Annotated in this window: 16 protein-coding genes; 8 read left to right on the top strand and 8 right to left on the bottom strand. The window is 70.4% G+C overall.

The window, feature by feature from the left end; genetic code table 11:
* Positions 1-156: 156 nt before the first annotated feature.
* Positions 157-996, bottom strand: a complete 840-nt coding sequence (locus tag MT346_RS10685) for a cation-transporting ATPase (protein ID WP_243563051.1) — start codon at positions 994-996, stop codon at positions 157-159.
* Positions 997-1595: 599 nt separating this feature from the next.
* Between MT346_RS10685 and MT346_RS10680 the strand changes: the two genes are divergently transcribed.
* Positions 1596-2030 (top strand): hypothetical protein, encoded by a 435-nt coding sequence (locus tag MT346_RS10680; RefSeq protein WP_243563050.1) that lies wholly within the window; start codon positions 1596-1598, stop codon positions 2028-2030.
* On the opposite strand, the gene MT346_RS10675 is transcribed toward MT346_RS10680, so the two are convergent.
* From MT346_RS10675 to MT346_RS10655, 5 genes are all read right to left on the bottom strand, one after another.
* Positions 1937-3232 carry an FAD-binding protein gene (locus tag MT346_RS10675; protein WP_243563049.1) on the bottom strand — a complete coding sequence of 432 codons (1296 nt, stop codon included), beginning with the start codon at positions 3230-3232 and terminating at the stop codon, positions 1937-1939. The genes MT346_RS10680 and MT346_RS10675 overlap by 94 nt on opposite strands.
* A 3-nt stretch (positions 3233-3235) precedes the next feature.
* Positions 3236-4759 (bottom strand): L-arabinose isomerase, encoded by a 1524-nt coding sequence (gene araA, locus MT346_RS10670; protein WP_243563048.1) that lies wholly within the window; start codon positions 4757-4759, stop codon positions 3236-3238.
* Positions 4756-5472: an L-ribulose-5-phosphate 4-epimerase gene (locus tag MT346_RS10665; RefSeq protein WP_243563047.1), complete on the bottom strand. Its 717-nt coding sequence runs from the start codon at positions 5470-5472 to the stop codon at positions 4756-4758. The genes araA and MT346_RS10665 overlap by 4 nt, the downstream gene beginning before the upstream one ends.
* A complete protein-coding gene (locus tag MT346_RS10660; RefSeq protein WP_243563046.1) occupies positions 5469-7202 on the bottom strand; it encodes a xylulokinase in 1734 nt (577 codons plus the stop codon). Before MT346_RS10660 ends, MT346_RS10665 begins: the two co-directional genes overlap by 4 nt.
* 383 nt (positions 7203-7585) lie before the next feature.
* Positions 7586-8575 carry a LacI family DNA-binding transcriptional regulator gene (locus MT346_RS10655; RefSeq protein WP_243563045.1) on the bottom strand — a complete coding sequence of 330 codons (990 nt, stop codon included), beginning with the start codon at positions 8573-8575 and terminating at the stop codon, positions 7586-7588.
* A gap of 153 nt (positions 8576-8728) precedes the next feature.
* Between MT346_RS10655 and MT346_RS10650 the strand changes: the two genes are divergently transcribed.
* From MT346_RS10650 to MT346_RS10635, 4 genes are all read left to right on the top strand, one after another.
* A complete protein-coding gene (locus MT346_RS10650; protein ID WP_243563044.1) occupies positions 8729-10714 on the top strand; it encodes a glycoside hydrolase family 127 protein in 1986 nt (661 codons plus the stop codon).
* 8 nt (positions 10715-10722) lie between these two features.
* Positions 10723-12030: a sugar ABC transporter substrate-binding protein gene (locus MT346_RS10645; protein ID WP_243563043.1), complete on the top strand. Its 1308-nt coding sequence runs from the start codon at positions 10723-10725 to the stop codon at positions 12028-12030.
* 82 nt (positions 12031-12112) lie between these two features.
* Positions 12113-13054, top strand: coding sequence for a carbohydrate ABC transporter permease (locus tag MT346_RS10640; RefSeq protein ID WP_243563042.1), 942 nt, complete (start codon positions 12113-12115; stop codon positions 13052-13054).
* Between the two features lie 4 nt (positions 13055-13058).
* A complete protein-coding gene (locus MT346_RS10635) occupies positions 13059-14009 on the top strand; it encodes a carbohydrate ABC transporter permease (RefSeq protein WP_243563041.1) in 951 nt (316 codons plus the stop codon).
* A 236-nt stretch (positions 14010-14245) separates the two neighbouring features.
* On the opposite strand, the gene MT346_RS10630 is transcribed toward MT346_RS10635, so the two are convergent.
* Complete coding sequence (locus tag MT346_RS10630; RefSeq protein WP_243563040.1) at positions 14246-15286, bottom strand: substrate-binding domain-containing protein; 1041 nt, start codon at positions 15284-15286, stop codon at positions 14246-14248.
* Positions 15287-15476: 190 nt separating this feature from the next.
* Between MT346_RS10630 and chvE the strand changes: the two genes are divergently transcribed.
* The 3 genes from chvE (at position 15477) to mmsB (ending at position 19428) form a co-directional block, all read left to right on the top strand.
* On the top strand, positions 15477-16604 hold the full coding sequence (chvE, locus tag MT346_RS10625) for a multiple monosaccharide ABC transporter substrate-binding protein (protein ID WP_243563039.1): 1128 nt from the start codon (positions 15477-15479) through the stop codon (positions 16602-16604).
* 102 nt (positions 16605-16706) lie between these two features.
* Complete coding sequence (gene mmsA / locus MT346_RS10620) at positions 16707-18260, top strand: multiple monosaccharide ABC transporter ATP-binding protein (RefSeq protein ID WP_243563038.1); 1554 nt, start codon at positions 16707-16709, stop codon at positions 18258-18260.
* Positions 18247-19428 (top strand): multiple monosaccharide ABC transporter permease, encoded by a 1182-nt coding sequence (gene mmsB / locus MT346_RS10615; RefSeq protein ID WP_243563037.1) that lies wholly within the window; start codon positions 18247-18249, stop codon positions 19426-19428. Before mmsA ends, mmsB begins: the two co-directional genes overlap by 14 nt.
* 116 nt (positions 19429-19544) lie before the next feature.
* Here the strand turns inward: mmsB and MT346_RS10610 are convergent, their stop codons facing one another.
* Positions 19545-20882: an alpha-amylase family glycosyl hydrolase gene (locus MT346_RS10610; RefSeq protein ID WP_243563036.1), complete on the bottom strand. Its 1338-nt coding sequence runs from the start codon at positions 20880-20882 to the stop codon at positions 19545-19547.
* Positions 20883-20888: the final 6 nt, after the last annotated feature.

Raw genomic sequence — 20888 nt, 5'->3', positions numbered from 1 at the left:
GGGTGGTTGCTGCGGTGCACGCGGCGGACTGCACGCCACGGCGGCGTCCATCCTGGCACCGCGCAGGGCTGGCGGCACGCGAGAGGACGCACGACGAAACAATCCAAGCCGTGCGTCCCTGCCGCCATTCCCGATCCGTGGGGCTGGCCCACCAGGTCAGCGGTCGAACAGTCCTCCGAGCAGGTCGTTGCCGAGGCCCGACGCCTGTTCTCCGAGGCCGGAGGCCTGTTCTCCCAGTCCGGAGACCTGCTCGCCGAGCCCGGAGGCCTGTTCGCCGAGCCCGTCGACGCCGGCGCCCAGGTCCCCGCCCAGGTCGGCCAGTCCGACGTCACCGAAGCCCGACGCGATCCCCTCGAAGTCCAGGCCGAGGTCGGCAGCGCCTGCCAGCACTGGTCCGGCCGCCGCGCTCATGACCGCGCCGCCGGCGACCGCCACCGCGATGCCGCCGAGCGCCATCGCGCCGGCGCCGACGGCTGCACCACCGAGGACACGGCGGGCCATGCCAGGCCGTGCGACCTCGCCGCGGGTCATCGCGCGCGCCAAGCCACCTGCCGAGGCGTCCGCGGGCCGGTCGTGCGGCGGGAGCTCGGCGTTCATGCGCTGGAGCACCTGCTGCCGCTGCTCGGGGGTGAGCCGCGCGAACGCGTCGTGGTGGACCTGCTCCAGCTGGTCGGGCGACGCGGTGCGCAGCAGGTAGTCGTACTTCGCCAGCGCCACCTTGTCGGCGTCGACGGGGCCGGGCTGCTGCGGGCGGGTGTGCTGTTGCGGCTGGCCGTACTGCTGCTGCGGCGGACGCTGGCCGTACTGCGGCGGCTGCGGCTGGCTCCGGTCGTCGCCGGTCAGCTTGTCCGCTGCGCTCCGCACCATGTCACGCCAGTCGCTGCCACCCTGCGACGGCTGCCGGTTGCCGACCGGGGCACTCCCTTGGCCGCGCTGCTGCATCTGCTTGCTGATGACCTTCGAGGCCATGCCGATGAATCGAGAGAGGTTCGCCATGCATCGACCTTTGCGTTCTCACATGTGAACGCTCAGCACCCCGACAGTGCATCACCCGGAGAACCCATCCCGATCCCCTGGGAGGCCGACTGGAACATCAGTATCGGTAGGCTGGACGCGGGGGCGCACCACCACCGGAGTGCGACCCCAGGGCGAACGAGTGAAGCCCGGAACTGCGACAACAGTTCCGGGCTTCGGTTCGCTCTCCGAGTGGAGAGCCAGGGGAAAACAGACTTCCCCGAGTCGAACACTCGGGAGTCAGTGTAGCCGAGCCCGCTCGGCTCCACACCCCTGGCCGACTGCTCCTCGTGTCCGCCGGTGATGACACCAGGAGGTACTCGATGTCCGACGACGACGAGCGCCGGCCCAGGCGTCAGGTCCCGTGGCTGGGGGTCGCGAGCTTGCTCGTGACCGTCGCACGGTTCCTGCACGACCTGTACCGCAGGGGCCAGTGAGACGGGCGGTCGCGTCGCAGCCAGCGGCGCGACCGCTCCTCGTCGTCGAACAACAGCCAAGCCACCCTGATGTCTTCGCCCGCACACCGCGCCCCTGGCATGGGCGGGACGAGATCCCCAGGCCTGCTTCGAGGAGTTCTGGCAATGACGTCGAACCGTGTGTTGTACAGCAATGTGAAGCCCTATGCCGTACCTGCGCGTCTCGAAGACCTCCACGGACCGGAACACGGCCTGCTCGAACTCCCCGTGAATGTCTACTGGGGACCGAACCCGGTGGTGGATCTCGACACGGACGACGGGGTCGACAAGGCGTACCAGTCGGTGATCCAAGAGGGCCGCATCGAGGACCTCGTCGCGATCCTCAACCCGAATCGGCTCCGCTCGGTCTGGGCCGATCTCTTGATCCCCGGACGAGCGCGCGCTGCCTGGGAGAACCGGTTCCCGGCGCTGGCCGCGTCATTTCGCGCCACGCCACTGACGGCCCGTCAGCCCAGCACGCGCTCCAGGAACGGGTTGCGGAAGCGACCGCCCGGGTCGACTTCCCGCGCCAGCGCCGCGAACGCCGCCAGCCGCGGGTAGGCCAGGTGCAGCCGATCGGGTGACGCCGCGGACACCTTGCCCCAGTGCGGCCGCGGGTCGAACGGCGCGAGCACGTCCTCGATGACCGGCAGCAGCGACACGACGGCCCCGGGGTCGCGGTGGAACGTGAAGTGGAACGCCACCGAGTCGCGCTCGGAGCTCGGCGCGAGCCAGGCCTGGTCCGCGGCGATCCGTCGGATCTCGGACACGAACAGCACCGGGGCGAGCTGGTCGCCGATCGTGCGGAGCGCCTGGATCGCGGGCACGGCGGCCTCGGCGGGCACCAGCCACTCCGCCTGGATCTCCTCGCCCGCCGACGGGGTGAACGCCGAGCGGAAGTGCGGCAGCCGCTCGTGCCACGGCCCGGGAACGCCCTGCTGGTCGGTGACCCCCGCGACGTCGGACCCCGGCACGGGGTGGATCGGCGCGGTACCGGCGACGGCACCCACGGCCTGCAGGTCGAACACCGGTTCGTCGCGATCGGTGCGGCGCTTGGTCCAGACCTGTCGGACGCCCTCGTCGGTGTAGCCCGTGAACATGCTGACGCTGTACCCGGCGGACATGACCGTCTCGAAGTGCTCGTCGACGACGTCCCACCCGAGCCCGGTGTGCACGGTCGTGGCGACCTGGAACGACGGCTCGATCGCCAGCTCCACCGTCGTGACGACCCCCAGCGCACCGAGTGCGACCCGGTGGGCGTCGAGCTCGGCACCGGCGACGGCGCCGACGTCGGCGCCGACGACGGACCCGGCGCCGACGCCGGACCCGGACACCCGCGCGAGTGAACCGTCAGCACGCACCAGCTCGAGGCCGACCACCGACTGCGCGAGCGACGGGTTGCGCACCCCGGAACCGTGCGTGCCGGTGGCGACCGCCCCGGCCGTGGAGATGTGCGGCAGGGACGCCAGGTTCGCGAGTGCCCAGCCACGAGCCTCCAGAGCGACCGCGACCTGCGCGTGCGTCATGCCGGCCGCGACCCGGGCGACACGTCGCTCGGTGTCGACCTCGACCACCTGCGGCAGGTCGGCGAGCGTCACCTGCACGGCGTCGGTGTCCGCGATCTCGTTGAACGAGTGCGTGGACCCGAGCGCCGTCAGGCGCGGCGTCGACGCGACGAGCGACTGCAGCTCGTCGACCGATGTCGGGCGTGCCAGGGCCGAGGCCCGGTACGTGACGTTGCCCGCCCAGTTGGTGCGTGCCACGGGTCAGAACCCGCGGTCGAGCCGGTGCCAGGTCTGCTGGCCCCGGACCTCGTCGCGGAAGCCGCGCGAGGTCGTGTGCTCGTCGATGACCAGGAACTCGGTGCCGAGCATCGTCGCCAGGTCCTCGACCACCTGCAGCCCCACAGCCGTCGTCATGACGGTGTGGTGGGCGGCGCCGGCGGTCAGCCACGCCTCGGCGGCGACGGGGAACGACGGACGGGGCTCCCAGACGGCACGGCCGACGGGCAGCTTCGGGAGCGCCTCGGTCGGCGGCACCACGTCGACGACGTTGGCGGTCAGCCGGAACCCGTCGCGGGTGTCCGACAGGGCGACCACGACGGCCTCACCGGAGTCGGCCGTGAAGACCAGGCGCACCGGGTCGTCCTTGCCGCCGATGCCGAGCGGGTGGATCTCGAGCGTGGGCTTCGTGGACGACAGGGTCGGGGAGACCTCGAGCATGTGGGCGCCGAGGATCTTCTCCGCACCGGGCGTCAGGTCGTACGTGTAGTCCTCCATGAGCGAGGCACCACCGGGCAGTCCGGCGCCGGCGACGTTCATCGCGCGCACCAGCACCGCGGTCTTCCAGTCACCCTCGGCTCCGAAGCCGTAGCCGTCCGCCATCAGGCGCTGGACCGCCAGGCCCGGCAGCTGCTTGAGCGTGCCGAGGTCCTCGAAGTTCGTCGTGAACGCGGCGGACCCGTTCTGCTCCAGCAGCGCGCGCAGGCCCAGTTCGATCGCGGCGCCGTCCCGCAGCGACTGGCGACGGGCGCCACCGTCCTGCAGCTCCGGCACCAGGTCGTACGACTCGTCGTACGAGGCGACGAGCGCGTCGACCGCTGCCGCGTCGCCTTCTGCATCGGACACCGCTGCGGCCAGCTCGTTCACGGCCCAGGTGTTGACCTGCACGCCGAGCTCGATCTCCGCCTCGGTCTTGTCCCCCTCGGTGACGGCGACGTAGCGCATGTTGTCGCCGAAGCGCGTGAGCTTGAGCTCGCGGATGGCGGCGGCACCGGCGGCGGCACGGCTCCAGTTCGCGACGCGCAGCTGCACGCGCTCGTCGGAGACGTGGCCGATCGCGGTGGCGTGGCGCACCCCCATGCGGGCGAGGGCGTAGCCGAACTCGCGGTCGCCGTGCGCGGCCTGGTTGAGGTTCATGAAGTCGAAGTCGATGTCCGCCCAGGGCAGCACGACGTTCGCCTGCGTGTGCAGGTGCAGCAGCGGCTTGGTCAGCGCGTTGAGGCCGCCGATCCACATCTTCGCGGGGCTGAAGGTGTGCATCCAGGCCGTGACACCGATCACCTTGTCGTCGGCGCTGGCCTCGATCAGGGCGCGGCGGATGCCGTCGGCGTCCTTGAGCACGGGCTTCCAGACGAGCTTCACGGGCACGTGTGGTGCCAGCTCGGCGTGCACGGCGCGGCTCTGCTCCTCGACCTGGCGCAGTGTCTCCTCGCCGTACAGGCCCTGCGAACCGGTGAGGAACCAGATCTCGTAGCTGTCGAGCGTTGCTCGGGGGTCCACCTGCGTCATCGCATGGCTCCTTCGGGGTTCTGTCCGTAGACGTTCTGGTAGCGATCGAAGAGTCGATCGATGTCCTCGGGGGCGATCGGCACGAGGTCGCCGCCCTGCTTGGCGATGTGCACGGTGCGCGCGACGTCCTCGCACATCACCGCGGCCTTGACGGCGTCCTTCGCGTCCTTGCCGATCGTGAACACGCCGTGGTTCTGCATGAGCACCGCACGGCTCCGGTGACCGCTGAGCGTCTCGACGATGCCGTGGCCGATCGAGTCGTCGCCGATGATCGCGAACGGGCCGACCGGGATCGGACCGCCGAACTCGTCCGCCATCGCGGTGATCACGCACGGGATCTCCTCGGCGCGGGCCGCCCACGCGGTGGCGTAGGTGGAGTGGGTGTGCACGACGCCGCCGACCTCGGGCATGTTCCGGTACACGTAGGCGTGGGCGGCGGTGTCGCTGGACGGGCCGTGGGCGTTGCCCCAGCCGTCCGCGGGGACACCGTCCAGCGTGCAGACCACCTGGTTCTCGGGGGTCAGGTCGTCGCTGGAGACCCCGCTGGGCTTGATGACGAACAGGTCGGTGCCGGGGACGCGCTCGGAGACGTTGCCGCCCGTCCAGATGACCAGGCCGTAGCGAACCAGCTCGCCGTGCAGGCGGGCGACGCGTTCGCGGGTGGCGGCGACCGCCTGCTGGGTGGTCGGGTCCTGCGGGGTCGGGTCGGTCATCGGGTCGGCTCCTTCTCGGTGCGGTCGGCCTGGTCAGCCGCGTCGGTCGCGTCGGCCGGGTCGGTCGCGTCGGTCGCGTCGGTCGCGTCGGCCTGGAGGCTCGGGTCGGCGCCGTCGGTCTGGTCGCCGTGCGCTGTCGGTCGGGTCGCAGCGACCGCCGCGGCCTGCAGGGGCAGGCCTGCGCGGAAGCGCGCCAGGTAGGCACGGAACCCGGCGACGTCGCGCTCGTCCGGCTCGGCCACGTGCACGCTGTCGCCGCCGAAGACCTGCGCGGCCAGGTAGGTCGTCAGGTCGGTGTCCCCGGCGTGCTGCAGGTACGCCGCCAGCACCGCGATGCCCCAGGCGCCGCCCTCGCCCGCGGTTTCCTCGAGCGCGACGGGCACCTCGAGTGCGGCCGCCAGCAGCTGCTGGGGCGTTTCGGGCGTCCGGAAGAGCCCGCCGTGTGCGGTCATCCGGTCGACGGCGACGTCCTCGCCGTGCAGCACGTCCATGCCGATCGCCAGGGTCGCGAACGCACCCTGCACCTCGGCGCGGACCAGGTTGCCGAGCGTGAAGCGGCCGTCGGGACTGCGGACGAGCACCGGGCGGCCGTCGGCGACCCCGGTGACGGGCTCGCCCGCCAGGTAGTTGTAGGACAGCAGACCGCCGGCGTCCGGGTCGGCGTCCGCCGCCTCGGCCAACAGGGTCGCGTACACGTCGTCGATGTCGACCCGGGCGCTCCCGGTCCGCTCGGCCGCGGCGTCGGAGAACCGGCCGAACACGCGGGCCCACGCGGCGATCTCGCTCGCACCGTTGTTGCAGTGCACCATCGCCACGGCGTCACCGGCGGGGGTGGTGACGACGTCGAGCTCCTCGTGCGGGGTGCCGAGAGGGCGTTCGAGGACGACCATCGCGAAGATGCTCGTGCCGACGCTGACGTTGCCGGTGCGGGGCGCGACCGCGTTCGTCGCGACCATGCCGGTGCCGGCGTCACCCTCCGGCGGGCACAGCGGCACGCCGGGCTCGAGCGTGCCGGTCGGGTCGAGCCACGCGGCACCCTCGGGCGTCAGGGTGCCGGCGTCCTGTCCGGCGACCAGGACCTCGGGCAGGAGCGCGCGGACGTCCGCGCCGATCAGCGCATCGGCGGTGGTGAGCATCCCGGCGTCGTAGTCGCGGGTCGAGGGGTCGATCGGGAACATGCCGCTCGCGTCGCCGACACCGAGGACGTCCCGACCCGTCAGACGTTGGTGGACGTACCCGGCGAGCGTGGTGACCCGGGCGGTCTCGGCGACGTGGGGCTCCTCGTCGAGGACGGCCTGGTACAGGTGCGCGACGGACCAGCGCAGCGGGACGTTGAAGCCGAAGCGCTCGCTCAGCTGCTCGGCCGCGGGTCCGGTCGAGGTGTTCCGCCACGTGCGGAAGGGCACGAGCAACTCGCCGGCGCCGTCGAAGGCCAGGTAGCCGTGCATCATCGCCGAGACGCCCGCGGCGCGGAACGACGTCGGGCGGACGCCGTACTGCGACTCGACGTCGGCGACCAGGGCGGCGTACGCGGCCTGCAGTCCGGACTCGACGGACTCGAGCGAGTAGGTCCAACGGCCGTCGACGAAGGCGTTCTCCCACTCGTGGTCGCCGCTGGCGATCGGGCGGTGCTGTTCGTCGATCAGGACGGCCTTGATGCGCGTCGATCCGAGTTCGATCCCCAGGGTCGTCCGGCCGTCCGCGACCTGCTGTCGGCGGTCCTCGCCCATGGTGTCCTCCCGAGACTCCGTCGTCCGTGCCACCGTCATCGGGTGAGCGCTCACATCCTGGCACGTGAGCGCTCACTCCCGCAACGCGGCGCGCACGGACCACGCCGGAGGCCCACTGAGGCCCGCCGGAGACCCCCCGGAGGCCCCCAGGAGGCCCGCCGAGCGGTCACGACACCCCGCTCGCCGGACGCCGACCGGTCACACATCGTCGATCCGGCGCTCCTGAACCGACGTTCTCCGACCACTCGACGGACACGAGCGGGGTGTTGCGACCACTCGAGAAGGGGGCGAGGGGCGCCGGGACGGGCGAGGGCGGCGCGGCGCGGGGCGAGGGCGGGACGGGGCGACCTCGGGGACCACGAGACGGCGCAGGCCCGCGCGCGTCAGGTGCCGAGGGTGCTCTCGCGCAGCACGAGCGACGGGGTCACGACGGCGGACCGAGCGGTGGAGCCCTCGATCAGGTCGAGCAGGGCCTGCCCGGCGACCCGACCGAGCTCCTCGAGCCGCAGGTCGACCGTCGTCAGTGGCGGCCGGCTCGACAGAGCCATCACGTCCCAGTCGTCGAACCCGGTCACGGCGACGTCCTGTGGGACGGACCGTCCGAGCTCCCGCAGCCGGTCGCACACGCCGCGCGCGATCTGGTCCGACCCGCACACGATCCCGTCCACCCGCACCCCGCCGCGCACCAGCACGTCGACCGCCTGCCGACCCCACCGCTCCGACCACTCGCCGTACAGCGGGGGCGCGACGAGCGATGACCCGAGCGCCCGGGACGCCCCCTCGACGCGGCGGGACGCGGAGCTGTGCCGGGCCGGGCCGGTCACGATCGCCACGTCGCGCCGCCCGAGCGTCAGCAGGTGTGACGCCACCAGGCCCGCACCGTGGGTGTCGTCGAGCGTGACCGACACGTCGGCGGGGTCCGTCGAGGGCGTGAACGCGTAGACGACCGGGATCGACACGTCGATGGGTGGGCGGGCGTCGGCGGAGCGGCCGGTGACGATGATGCCGTCGACCCCGCGGGCGACCAGCGAGCGCAGGTAGTGGGTCTCGCGCACGTGGTCGTCACGGGTGTCGCACAGCAGCACGGCCATCTGCCCGGCGGACAGGACGTCCTCGGCGCCGAGCAGCACCGGGATCGAGAACCGGCCGAACGAGTCGGTGGTGATCATGCCCACCGTGTAGGTCCGTCCCGATGCCAGCGCGCGGGCCCGGGCGTCCCCGACGAACCCGAGTCGCTCGGCGGCGTCCTTCACCCGTTCCCGCGTGGCGTCACGGAGTTGCCCGGTGCCGTTCAGCGCCTTCGACGCGGTACCGATCGACACCCCGGCGAGCGCTGCCACGTCGGTGATCCGCACGGGTCGCTCAAGCGTCACGGCAACTCCTTTCCGGATCGGCGTCGCGATGACGATCATACGATCATCCGGGCGATTCGCCCTTGCGCCCCGAAGGTGCCTGTCGTAGCGTTCCACCCAGAAAGCGTTTTCCGCGACAAGCGGACCGTGTCAACGACGACAGCAGGAGACGACATGAGCACCACCCTCGCGACCGAGCACCGTGCCCGCACCGCGACCCCGGTCCTGCCGACGGCGGGCGCGCACCTGAGGTTCCGACCGTTGCCTGCGGGCCACGCGCGGATCACCGGCGGCTTCTGGCACCTGCGTCAGCAGCGCAACGGTCGCGATGCCGTCCGCGACGGGTACCGCCAGCTCGAGACGGCGGGCAACTTCCGGAACCTGCGGATCGCCGCCGGCACCGAGCAGGGCGAGGTCGTCGGGCCGATCTTCATGGACTCCGACGTCTACAAGTGGCTCGAGGCGGTCGCCTGGGAGCTCGGGCGCGAACCCGCCGATGACCTGCGCGACCTTCAGCACGAGGTCACCGCGCTCATCGCCGCGGCGCAGGCGGACGACGGCTACATCGACTCCGTGCAGCAGGTCCGCTTCGACGGCGCGCGGTACACGGACCTCAAGTGGAGCCACGAGATGTACTGCGCCGGCCACCTCATGCAGGCGGCCGTGGCGCAGTCCCGGGCAACCGGTGAGACGGCCCTGCTCGACGTCGCGACGAAGAACGCCGACCACCTGGTGCGGACCTTCGGCGACGGCCCCGACCAGGTGCGCGACATCGACGGGCACCCCGTGGTCGAGATGGGCCTGGTCGAGCTGTACCGCGAGACCGGCACCCGCGCCTACCTCGACCTGGCGCACTGGTTCGTCGACGCCCGCGGACACGGCATCATCGAGCGCGCCGGCGGCGAACCGACCTACTTCTCCGACCGGGTGCCGAACCGCCAGGCCACGACGGTCGAGGGCCACGCGGTCCGTGCCGTGTACCTGGCCGCCGGCGCCGTCGACGTCGCGATCGAGACCGGTGACGCCGAGCTGCTGGCCGCGAGCGAGCGCCAGTTCGCCGACATGATGGCGACCAAGGCGTTCATCACGGGCGGCCTCGGCGCGCGCTGGGACTTCGAGGCGTTCGGTGACCCGTACGAGCTGCCGACCGACCGTGGCTACGCCGAGACCTGCGCGGCGATCGGTGGCGTGCAGTGGGCCTGGCGCCTGCTGCTGGCGACCGGCAAGCCCGAGTACGCCGACGCGGTCGAGCGGCTGCTGTACAACGCGTTCCTGCCCGGCGTCAGCCTGGCCGGCACCGAGTACTTCTACGTCAACCCGCTGCAGCACCGCGACCACGCACACGCCGACGAGAACCGCTCCCCCGCCCACGGACGCCGCGGCTGGTTCGACTGCGCGTGCTGCCCGCCCAACATCATGAGGACCTTCGCCAGCCTGGACGGCTACCTGGCGACGGCGACCGACGGCGGTCTCCAGCTGCACCAGTACGCCACCGCCGACCTGGGTCCGGTGTCCGTCGAGACGGGCTACCCCCACGACGGCACGGTGCGGATCACCGTGACGCAGGCGGGCCCGCTCGCGCTCGGCATCCGGGTGCCGGCGTGGTCCGACACGACGACGGTCACCGTCGACGGCACGACCGAGCACCCCACTGCGGGCACGCTGCACACCGTCGAGCGGGACTGGCAGGTCGGCGACACGGTCGAGGTCGTCTTCGACACCACCCCGCACCGCTACGTCGCCGACACCCGCATCGACGCGGCGCGCGGACAGGTCGCGATCGAACGCGGACCGCTCGTCTACGCGGTCGAACAACCCGACCAGGACGGCTTCACGGTCGACGACCTGACGATCGACCCCGGCGCCGTGATCACCGAGGCCCCCCGCGACGACCTGCTCGACGGCGTCGTGACCCTGCGGATCCCGGCACACGCACCGGCGGGACACCCCCAGGCGGCATGGCCGTACCGCCGTCTCGACACGGCGACCGGGACGGGAGGCGCGGGTGCGGCCCGCACCGCGACCAGCGTCGACGACGCGAGCGGTGGCGGCGGGGCCGAGCCGGGCCTCCAGTCCGTCACGGCCGTCGCGATCCCGTACTACGCGTGGGCCAACCGCGGTGCCGTCCCGATGCGGGTCTGGCTCCCGCTGGACGCCTAGGCACCGCCGTGGACCGCAGAGTGTTCCTGGCCGGCGGCCTCGCCGGCGGAGCAGCACTGATGCTGGCGGGGTGCTCCGGCACCCTGCCCAAGGTGGACGCGCAGGTCGCCGGGTTCGGCGTCCGGGCCACCGGAACCGTGCACGTCTGGTGCCGCGCGGCCACCCAGGCCGGCCTGACCAGTGCCGTCGCGGGCTTCAACAAGAGCAACCCGAAGCTGCAGGTCGAGCTGACCCCGGTGCCGGACGGCCAGTACGTGACCAAGCTCGCGACGGCCATCCGCGGGGGCGAGCCGCCGGACGTCGTCGACCTCGACGACATCAACTCGCAGCTGTTCATCTTCCGCGAAGCGTTCGCCGACCTGACCGACGTGGTCAAGGGCCTGGACTACTTCGACGAGTTGTCGACGGGGCACCTGCGGCTGCTGGAGTACCGCGACCGGCTGTACGGGCTGCCCTACCTGGCCGACAACTCGCAGCTGTTCGTCAACACCGAGCTGTTCGAGCGGGCCGGGCTCGACGTCGAGGACGCCACGAAGGACCTCGACAGCCTGGCCGACGCGGCGAAGCGCATCCGGAAGACCGGCGACGACGTGTACGGGTGGACGATCGCGGGCAACTCGGCCGGGATCATCGGCTTCGTCACCCAGCCGCACGTGTGGGCCACCGGCGTCGACATGATGTCCGGCGAGGTCGGGAAGCAGCGCGCGAACATCACCGGCAACGACGCACTGACACAGATGCTCGAGTTCTACCGGAAGCTGTGGAAGGACGGCTCGCTCAGCCGAGCGACGTTCTCGGATGCCGGCACCACCTGGGGAGCCGACTTCCGTGCGGGGAAGGTCGGGATCATGCCGACGTCGTACGGCGCCGCGGTGCCGGCCGCGACGAAGGCGATGCGGGCGAAGATGCGCACGGTCCTCATCCCGAGCGCGGACGGTCGCCGGTCGTTCTTCGATGGCGGCGACAACATGTGCATCCCGAACGGTGCGGCGAACCCGTCCGGCGGGTGGGCCTTCATGCAGTACGCGAACTCGCTCCAGCAACAGCAGCTGCTGCCGGACGGCGGGTACTTCCCCACCAGGGCCGACGCCGCGACGCCGGCGTACCGCAAGCAGTTCCCGCTGGCGTCCGGACCGCTCGATGCGATCGACAAGGGGTACGCGCCGCGCACCCTGGCGTACAACCTGCTGGTCAACCAGCCGTCGTCGCCGTACTTCGCGATGTTCCGCGAAGCCGTGTTCGGCGACGGCGTGTCCGGCGCCATGCGCACCGCCGAGTCCGACTACCAGCGGATCCTCGACCAGGTCCAGGCCTGACCGAGCCCCGGTCCGGCCGTCGATCCGTCCCGGACCACCCCGTTCCACCCGGTTCCACCCGCTGCACAGAGAGGTGCACGTCATGTCGACCATCTCGGCGAAGCGCTCGGCCGTCGGCCGTCGACCCCTCGGTCGCGGCTCCGGCCCGTCACGGAACTCCCTCACGCACCCGCCGCGCGCCGGTGCGCTGCTCGTCACCCCGGCGATCCTGTTCGTCGCCGTGTTCGTCCTGGTGCCGCTGCTGTTCGCGCTGTACATCTCGTTCACCAACTGGCCGCTGATCGGCCCGTACCGGTTCATCGGGCTGCAGAACTACGCGACGCTGTTCCAGGACCCGACCTTCGTGCACGCGATCGGGTACACGCTGCTGTACACGGCGATCGTGACCGTGCCGATCCTGGTGCTCGGGTACTTCCTGGCGATCCTGGTCCGAGCACGACGCCGCGGCTCGACCCTGCTGCGGACGGTCTTCTTCCTGCCGTACGTCGTCGGCCTGACCACCCTGAGCTTCATGCTCGTGCTCGAGGCGCAGCCGGGGTCCGGCGCCGTCAACATCGTGCTGAAGGCGCTGCACATCACCGACGGCAGCACCGCGTGGCTGGTCAACGGCCCGCTCGCGACCGGGCTGATCTGCGTCCTGGTCGTGTGGGCGGTGTCCGGGCTGACGATGGTGCTGCTGATGTCCGCCATGCAGGGCATCCCCGACGAGGTCTACGAGTCCGCGCAGCTCGAGGGCGCGTCGTGGTGGCAGACCGAGCGCCTGATCACGCTGCCGATGATCCGCCAGACGATCGCGCTGAGCGTGATCATCTCGGTGATCGGCTCGCTGCTCGCGTTCAACCAGTTCTACATCCTGACGCAGGGCGGCCCCGGTACCGAGACCACGACGATCGTCAACGCGATCTACAACCGCGGGTTCGTGAACCTGCAGCTCGGCGCCGCCACGGCCGAGTCGATCGCGCTCGTCGTGGTCATCGCGGCGGTCACCCTGTTCCAGTTCTGGGCACTCCGAGAGAAGGACTGACGCCATGAGCACCACCACCTCCCGTGCCGTCGCACCCGTGCCCGACGCCTCGACCCGCACGCTGACCACCGACCCCGGCCGACGCCGCCGACACCACCAGGGCAGCGTGCAGCACCCCCGCGACACCGTGGTCAAGCGCACCCTGTACGCCATCGCCGGCATCGGAGCGGCGCTGGTGTTCGGCGTCCCGCTGGTCTGGGCGATCCTGCGGGCGTTCCAGCCCGAGGCCGTCATCACCGCGGCGCCGGACCCGGCGACGTTCTTCCGACTCGGGTGGCAGAACTTCGCGGCCGTGTTCGGGTCGTCGTCGCACCTGCTGACCGGCGTCCTGAACTCGCTGATCGTGTCGGTGTCGACGGCCGTCCTGACCGCGGTCCTGGCGACGATGGCCGGGTACGGGTTCGCCCGCTTCCGGTTCCGCGGCGCAGGGCTCGTGTTCGGGTTGGTCCTGCTCACGATGATGGTGCCGTTCCAGGCGATCCTGACGCCGCTGTACCTCGAGATGAACGCGTTGAAGCTGACGAACTCGCTGCTCGGGCTGGTGCTCTTCTACACGACGGTGAACCTGCCCTTCGGGGTGTTCGTGATGCGGAACGCGTTCGAGTCGGTGCCCACCGAACTCGAGGACTCCGCGTTCGTCGACGGTGCGTCGCGCTTCCGGGTCGTCGTGTCGGTGCTCCGCCCGCTGCTGCTGCCCGGTGCGGCCACCGCGGCGCTGTACGCGTTCCTGGCCTCGTGGACCGAGTTCCTCGGGGCGCTGACGTTCCTGACGAAGGACTCGCTGTACACGCTGCCGGTCGCGCTGCTCAACCTGCAGACGGGTGCCTACGGGCAGGTGTCGTACGGCAACCTGGTGGCGGGGTCGGTCGTGGCGATGATCCCGTGCATCGCGCTCTACATCGGGCTGCAGCGGTTCTACGTCGCGGGCCTGTCGTCCGGGGCGCTGAAGGGCTGACGCCGGGCGCGCACGGTGCGGGGTTCGCGGCACGGTGCGGCGCCGTGTTGATCTCGGACCGACCGAGCACCGTGCGAGCTTCGCCGCTGGTGCGAGGTTGGCCGCCCGGTGCCGCGGAACAAGCGCGCACCACGCGGTCAACCTCGCACCGCGCACCACGCGGTCAACCTCGCACCGCGCAGCAACCTCGCACCGCGCACCACGCGGTCAACCTCGCGCCGCGCATCAACCTCGCGCTACGCCGAGCGCCGCACCACGAGCTCGGGCTGCAGCAGGATCTCGTCGAGCGGCTCACCCTCGACCAGCGACCGGGCGGTGGCGAGCACCTGCTCCCCCATCGCCTTGAAGTCCTGCCGGACGGTGGTCAGTGGCGGGGTGAAGTGCGCCGCCTCGGGGATGTCGTCGAAACCGACCACGGCGATGTCGTCCGGCACGCGCAGCCCGTCGTCCGCGAAGGCGTGCAGCACCCCGAGCGCCATCTGGTCGTTCCCGCAGAACACCGCGTCGACCGCGGTGGTGTCGAGGGTCCGGGCGGCCGCGAACCCGCTCACCGGGGTCCAGTCGCCGTCGAGCACCACGGGTTCGAGTCCGGCGCCGGTCATCACCTCGAGGTAGGTCGCCCGGCGCACCTCGGCCTCTTGTGACACGGTCGGCCCCGCGATGTGCACGATGCGGCGGTACCCACGGTCGAACAGGTGCCGCATCGCCATCCGGGTGCCGGCGGCCTGGTCGATCGCGACGGCCGCCACCGTGGGCAGCCGTTCGGCGCGCCGGGCATCCCGCTGCACCGCGTTCGACACGACCACGGGCACGTCGACCGGCACGGTCAGCGACGCGAGCGAGTCGAGCACGCGGTTGTCGGCGGCGACGAGCACGACCGCGGCGACGTCCTGCGCCAGCAGCGTGGTGAGCGCGTTCGACAGGTCGTTCGGGCGCGGGTCCTCGGGCAGCGTCGACAGCAGCACGTGGTAGCCGGCGTGTCGGGCGGCGCGCTCGAACCCGATCGCGGTGCTGGAAGGTCCGTAGAGCGCATCGCCGGCTGTCACCAGTCCGAGGGCCTTGCTGCGACCGCCGGCGAGCGCCCGGGCAGCCGCGCGCGGGCGGTACCCGAGCTCGGCGACGGCGGTCGTGACACGCGAGCGGAAGTGGTCGCGGACGGTCGGGTCCCCGTTGATCACGCGGGAGACGGTCTGGTGCGACACCCCCGCACGTTCGGCGACGTCGAAGATCGTCGGAGCCTTCCGCCCCTTGCCGTTCGCGGCCGCCGTGGTCGTCATCGGGCAACCGTACCGCCCGGCGTGACCGGCGCGCCCTTGCAGATCGCTCATGTCCTGAGTTGACAGGGCGTGACACAAAGCCCAGTATGTGAGCGCTCACTCCGAGCGATCACATCTCCGACAACGGCACAGCAGCCGACGTCACACAGCTCACGTCGATGTCGACGTGACGGGAACATGAGGTACTTCGATGATGAAGCGCAGGATCGTCGCGGGCGTCGCCGCCCTCGGCATCGCGATCGCACTCGCCGGTTGCTCCGCCGGCGGCCGTGGTGCCGCCGACACCGGCAGCTCCACCGACAACAAGGGCGCCCTGGTGGGCGTCGCCATGCCGACCAAGGTCTCCGAGCGCTGGATCAAGGACGGCAACGCCGTCAAGAGCGACCTCGAGAAGGCCGGCTACAAGGTCGACCTGGAGTACGGGGACAACAAGGTCCAGCAGCAGGCCCAACAGGTCAGCAACATGATCACCAAGGGCGCGAAGGTCCTGATCATCGCGTCGATCGACGGTGGCGCGCTCTCCGACCAGCTCGACGCCGCCGCCAAGGCCGGCATCAAGGTGATCTCCTACGACCGCCTGCTGACGGGCAACAAGAACGTCGACTACTACGTGTCGTTCGACAACGAGAAGGTCGGCGTCGACCAGGCGAACAGCCTGCTGACGGGCCTGGGTGTCCTGGACGCCGACGGCAAGAAGACCGGCAAGAAGGGCCCCTTCAACATCGAGGTCTTCGCCGGCTCGCTCGACGACAACAACGCGAGCTTCTTCTTCAACGGCGCGATGGAGACCCTGAAGCCGTACATCGCCGACGGCACGCTGAAGATCCAGTCCGGCCAGGACCAGCTCTCGCAGGCCGCGACGCAGCAGTGGGACCCGGCGACCGCCAAGTCCCGCATGCAGAACCTGATCGCCAAGTCCTACTCGGGCGGCACCACGCTGAACGGCGTGCTCTCGCCCTACGACGGCATGTCGATCGGCATCATCTCGGCTCTGCAGGGCGCCGGCTACGGCACCAGTGACCGTCCCCTCCCGATCATCACGGGCCAGGACGCCGAGGCCGCCTCGGTCAAGTCGATCATCGCCGGTCAGCAGTACTCGACCATCTACAAGGACACGCGCAAGTTGGCCAAGCAGTCCGTCACCATGGCGGAGGACCTGCTCACCGGCAAGAAGCCCGAGGTCAACGACACCAAGAGCTACGACAACAAGGTCAAGGTCGTCCCGACCTACCTGTTCCAGCCGACGGTCGTCACGAAGGACAACTACAAGGCAGTCCTCATCGACTCGGGCTACTACACCGAAGCCGACCTGAAGTAGTCAGGGCCCATCTCACGGACAGGAGGCGCGGCGCACGCTCGCACCGCGCCTCCTGTCCGTCTCCACCAGCGCGCCCAGCGCGCACGACGGAAAGGCGTCCACATGGCGGACACCATCCTCGAGATGCGGGACATCACGAAGACGTTCCCCGGCGTCAAGGCCCTGCAGGGGGTCTCGATCGCGGTCGAACGCGGACAGGTCCACGCGATCTGCGGCGAGAACGGCGCCGGCAAGTCGACGCTGATGAAGGTGCTGTCGGGCGTGTACCCGCACGGCTCCTTCGACGGCCAGATCCTGCTCGACGGCAAGCCCGTGTCGTTCTCCGACATCAACGACTCCGAGGCCTCGGGCGTCGTGATCATCCACCAGGAGCTCGCGCTGAGCCCCTTCCTGTCGATCGCCGAGAACATCTTCCTCGGCAACGAGCAGTCCAAGGGCGGCTTCATCGACTGGAACAAGACGAACCTGACGGCCGCCGAGCTGCTCAAGCGCGTCGGGCTCAAGGACAACCCGGTCACCAAGATCGTGGACCTGGGTGTCGGCAAGCAGCAGCTGGTCGAGATCGCGAAGGCCCTGTCCAAGAAGGTCAAGCTGCTCATCCTCGACGAGCCGACCGCTGCCCTGAACGACGACGACTCGGCGCACCTGCTCGAGCTGATCCGCACGCTGCAGGCCGAGGGCATGACGGCGATCATCATCAGCCACAAGCTCAACGAGATCAAGGCGATCGCGGACAAGGTCACGATCATCCGCGACGGCAAGACCATCGAGACGCTCGACATGCACGCCGACGACGTGTCCGAGGACCGGATCATCCGCGGGATGGTCGGTCGTGACCTGTCGAACCGGTACCCCGAGCGCGAAGCACCCGTCATCGGCGAGGAGCTCCTGCGGATCGAGGACTGGACCGTGCACCACCAGCTCGACTCCTCGCGCGAGATCATCCACCAGGCCAACCTCAGCGTCCGTGCCGGCGAGGTCGTCGGCATCGCGGGCCTGATGGGCGCCGGGCGCACCGAACTCGCGATGAGCGTGTTCGGGCAGTCCTACGGCACCGGCATCAGCGGCACCGTGTACAAGCGCGGCCAGCAGATCAAGACGCACACGGTCTCGCAGGCGATCGACAACGGCATCGCCTACGTCACCGAGGACCGCAAGCGCTACGGCCTGAACCTGATCGACGACATCAAGCGGAACGTCTCCGGGTCGGCGCTCGGCAAGCTCGCCAAGTGGGGCTTCGTCAACGCGTCCGAAGAGACCACCGTGGCGTCGCAGTTCCTCAAGAGCCTCAACATCAAGGCGCCGAACGTCGACGTCGTGACGGGGAAGCTCTCCGGCGGGAACCAGCAGAAGGTCGTGCTGTCCAAGTGGATGTACGCCGACCCCGACGTGCTGATCCTCGACGAGCCCACGCGTGGCATCGACGTCGGCGCGAAGTACGAGATCTACACGATCATCAACCAGCTCGCAGACCAGGGGAAGGGCGTCATCGTCATCTCCTCCGAGCTCCCCGAGCTCCTCGGCATCTGCGACCGCATCTACACCCTGTCCGAGGGCACCATCACCGCTGACGTGCCCCGCTCCGAGGCCACGCCCGAGGTCCTCATGCAGTACATGACCCAGGAACGGGAGACCCCTGTCAATGAACGCGCTTAAGTCCGCCGTCGGCTACCTCACCGGGCAGCTCCGACAGATCGGCCTGTTCATCGCGCTGATCGTCATCGTCATCTTCTTCCAGGTGACGACGAACGGCATCACGCTCGCCCCGATCAACGTCTCGAACCTGATCGTGCAGAACAGCTACATCCTGATCCTGGCGATCGGCATGGTGATGGTCATCATCGCCGGCCACATCGACCTGTCGGTCGGTTCGGTCGTCGCCTTCACGGGTGCCATGGCCGGTGTGATGATCACGCAGTGGCACATCCCGTGGCCCATCGCCGTCGTGCTCTGCCTGGTGGTCGGTGCACTGGTCGGTGCCTGGCAGGGCTTCTGGATCGCCTACTTCGGGATCCCGGCCTTCATCGTCACCCTGGCGGGCATGCTCGCGTTCCGTGGTGCGGCGCAGATCGTCCTGCAGAACCAGCAGATCTCGCCCTTCCCGACCGGGTTCCGCTCGCTGGGCTCCGGCTTCCTGCCGTCGTTCGGCACCAGCGGGTACGAGCCGCTCACGATGATCCTGGGCTTCGCGGCCGCGGCGGTCATGGTGATCACGGCCTTCCGCGGTCGTGCGACGCGTCGCAAGTACCAGCTCGAGAGCGAGCCGTTCGCCTGGTTCATCGTGAAGACGGCGTTCGGCGCGGTGCTCGTGATCTACGTGGCGCTGCTGCTCGCCAGCTACAACGGCACCCCGATCGTGCTCGTCGTCCTGGGTGCCCTGGTGGTCATCTACTCGGTCGTCATGCGCAGCGCGGTGTTCGGTCGGCACATCTACGCGATCGGCGGCAACGCCCTGGCCGCGCAGCTGTCCGGCGTGAAGACCAAGCGCGTCACGTTCCTGCTCTTCGTGAACATGGGCGTCATCTCGGCACTGGCGGGTGTGGTCTTCACGGGCCAGCTCAACCTGGCGGCACCGGGCGCCGGCAACGGCTTCGAGCTCGACGCCATCGCCGCCGTGTTCATCGGTGGTGCGGCCGTCACCGGCGGCATCGGCACCGTGCCGGGCGCCATCGTCGGTGGTCTCATCATCGGTCTGCTGAACAACGGCATGTCGATCCTCGGTGTCGGCACCGAGTACCAGTCGCTCATCAAGGGCCTGGTGCTGCTCGCCGCCGTCGCGTTCGACGTGTTCAACAAGCGCCGGGCGGCGTCCGCGCGCAAGTAGCGGTCAGCGCGTCCTCTGCGCGAGCCGCGTCTTCCGCGCGAAAGCGACAGTTCGCCACCGGACATCGGTGGCGAACTGTCGCTTTCGCGTTGTGGGGAGGGCGGGCGGGGCGGGCGTCAGCCCGACAGGACGGCCCATCCGGCGGCCGGGAGGCGCAGGGTCGCGCCCCGCAGGTCGCCCCCGCCCGCCTCGACCTGCGTCGCGTCGGCCACGGGCAGCTCGACGGGGTCGTCGCCCAGGTTCAGGGCGGTCACCACCGCGGCGTCGGCCGTCGCGGTGCGCAGGACGACCGCCGTGTTCGTCAGGTGCGTGACGTCGGTGTGGGCACGGTGCAGCCAGGGTGCGCGACGCCGCAGGGCGACGAGCGCCTCGTACGCGTGCGTCAGCGTGTCGGCGGTCGGCGGTGTCGCGGGGAACTCGGGTCGGACGGCGTCGTCGCCACCCTCGCGTTCCTCTTTCACACCCGTCCAGCCGTACTCGTCGCCCGCGTAGACGATCGGCGTACCGGCGACCGTGAACAGCACCGCCGCGGCGTGCCCGGCGAACCGCTCCCCCACGGCGCTGGCGATCCGGGTGACGTCGTGGTTGCCCACGAACGTCGTCGGGACGAAGGTCGGCAGCAGGGCGTCGTGCCGTTCGATCGCGTGGGCGAGCTCGTGGCAGTTCCGGTCCGCGATGCCGTGCCAGATGCCCTGCCACAGTTCGTACTGCGTCGTCGAGTCCATCGTCGACGCCGTGACGATCGCCGCCGCGTCACCGTGGATGACCTCGCCGCTGAACCAGGCGTCCGGGAACCGCTCCCGCACGCGCGGCAGCACCCGCGCCCAGAACGCCGGCGGGACCGCGTACGCCGCGTCGAGCCGCCACCCGTCGACGCCGCGTCCCAGCCAGTGCGTCATCACCTCGACCACCAGGTCCTCGGTCGCGCGGGTGTCGTGGTCGAGCGCCACCAGGATGTCGTGGCCCTCGAAGTCGCCGACCGGCACGGGCTGCCCCGGCTGCCACCCGGACCAGTCGACGGCGAACAGGTCGGCGGTGGGCGCGTCCGGCCCCTGCGCCTCGAGTGCACGGAACGCCGGGTGCTCGCGGCCGACGTGGTTGAAGACGCCGTCGAGCAGCACACGGACGCCCCGGTCGTGTGCGGCGCGGACGAGTGCGTCGAAGTCGTCGTCGTCGCCCAGACGCGGGTCGATCTGCAGGTGGTCGACCGTGTCGTAGCCGTGGGTCGAACTGGCGAAGACCGGGCCGAGCAGCAGGCCGTTCAGCCCGAGGTCGACGATGTGGTCGAGCCAGGGGGTGATCCGGTCGAGCCGGTGCTCCACCGCACGGTCTGCGACGGACGTGTCCGGACGGACATCGGCGCCGACGAAGCCCAGTGGGTAGACGTGCCACCACATGACGTGGCGCACCCACTCCGGTTCGTGCGGACGGACTGCTGCGGTGTCGGGGGTCACTGCTCT

It is taken from the genome of Curtobacterium sp. VKM Ac-2922 (assembly GCF_022815645.1).
Classification (GTDB): Bacteria; Actinomycetota; Actinomycetes; order Actinomycetales; family Microbacteriaceae; genus Curtobacterium.
This window is presented reverse-complemented; position numbering and strand designations above follow the sequence as displayed.

Excerpts from the sequence above, each read along its gene's own strand:
- MT346_RS10685 (WP_243563051.1), bottom strand. The coding sequence starts at position 996 with ATGGCGAACCTCTCTCGATTCATCGGCATGGCCTCGAAGGTCATCAGC.
- MT346_RS10680 (WP_243563050.1), top strand. The coding sequence starts at position 1,596 with ATGACGTCGAACCGTGTGTTGTACAGCAATGTGAAGCCCTATGCCGTA.
- araA (WP_243563048.1), bottom strand. The coding sequence starts at position 4,759 with ATGACGCAGGTGGACCCCCGAGCAACGCTCGACAGCTACGAGATCTGG.
- MT346_RS10665 (WP_243563047.1), bottom strand. The coding sequence starts at position 5,472 with ATGACCGACCCGACCCCGCAGGACCCGACCACCCAGCAGGCGGTCGCC.
- MT346_RS10660 (WP_243563046.1), bottom strand. The coding sequence starts at position 7,202 with ATGGGCGAGGACCGCCGACAGCAGGTCGCGGACGGCCGGACGACCCTG.
- MT346_RS10650 (WP_243563044.1), top strand. The coding sequence starts at position 8,729 with ATGAGCACCACCCTCGCGACCGAGCACCGTGCCCGCACCGCGACCCCG.
- MT346_RS10640 (WP_243563042.1), top strand. The coding sequence starts at position 12,113 with ATGTCGACCATCTCGGCGAAGCGCTCGGCCGTCGGCCGTCGACCCCTC.
- MT346_RS10635 (WP_243563041.1), top strand. The coding sequence starts at position 13,059 with ATGAGCACCACCACCTCCCGTGCCGTCGCACCCGTGCCCGACGCCTCG.
- MT346_RS10630 (WP_243563040.1), bottom strand. The coding sequence starts at position 15,286 with ATGACGACCACGGCGGCCGCGAACGGCAAGGGGCGGAAGGCTCCGACG.
- chvE (WP_243563039.1), top strand. The coding sequence starts at position 15,477 with ATGATGAAGCGCAGGATCGTCGCGGGCGTCGCCGCCCTCGGCATCGCG.
- mmsA (WP_243563038.1), top strand. The coding sequence starts at position 16,707 with ATGGCGGACACCATCCTCGAGATGCGGGACATCACGAAGACGTTCCCC.
- mmsB (WP_243563037.1), top strand. The coding sequence starts at position 18,247 with ATGAACGCGCTTAAGTCCGCCGTCGGCTACCTCACCGGGCAGCTCCGA.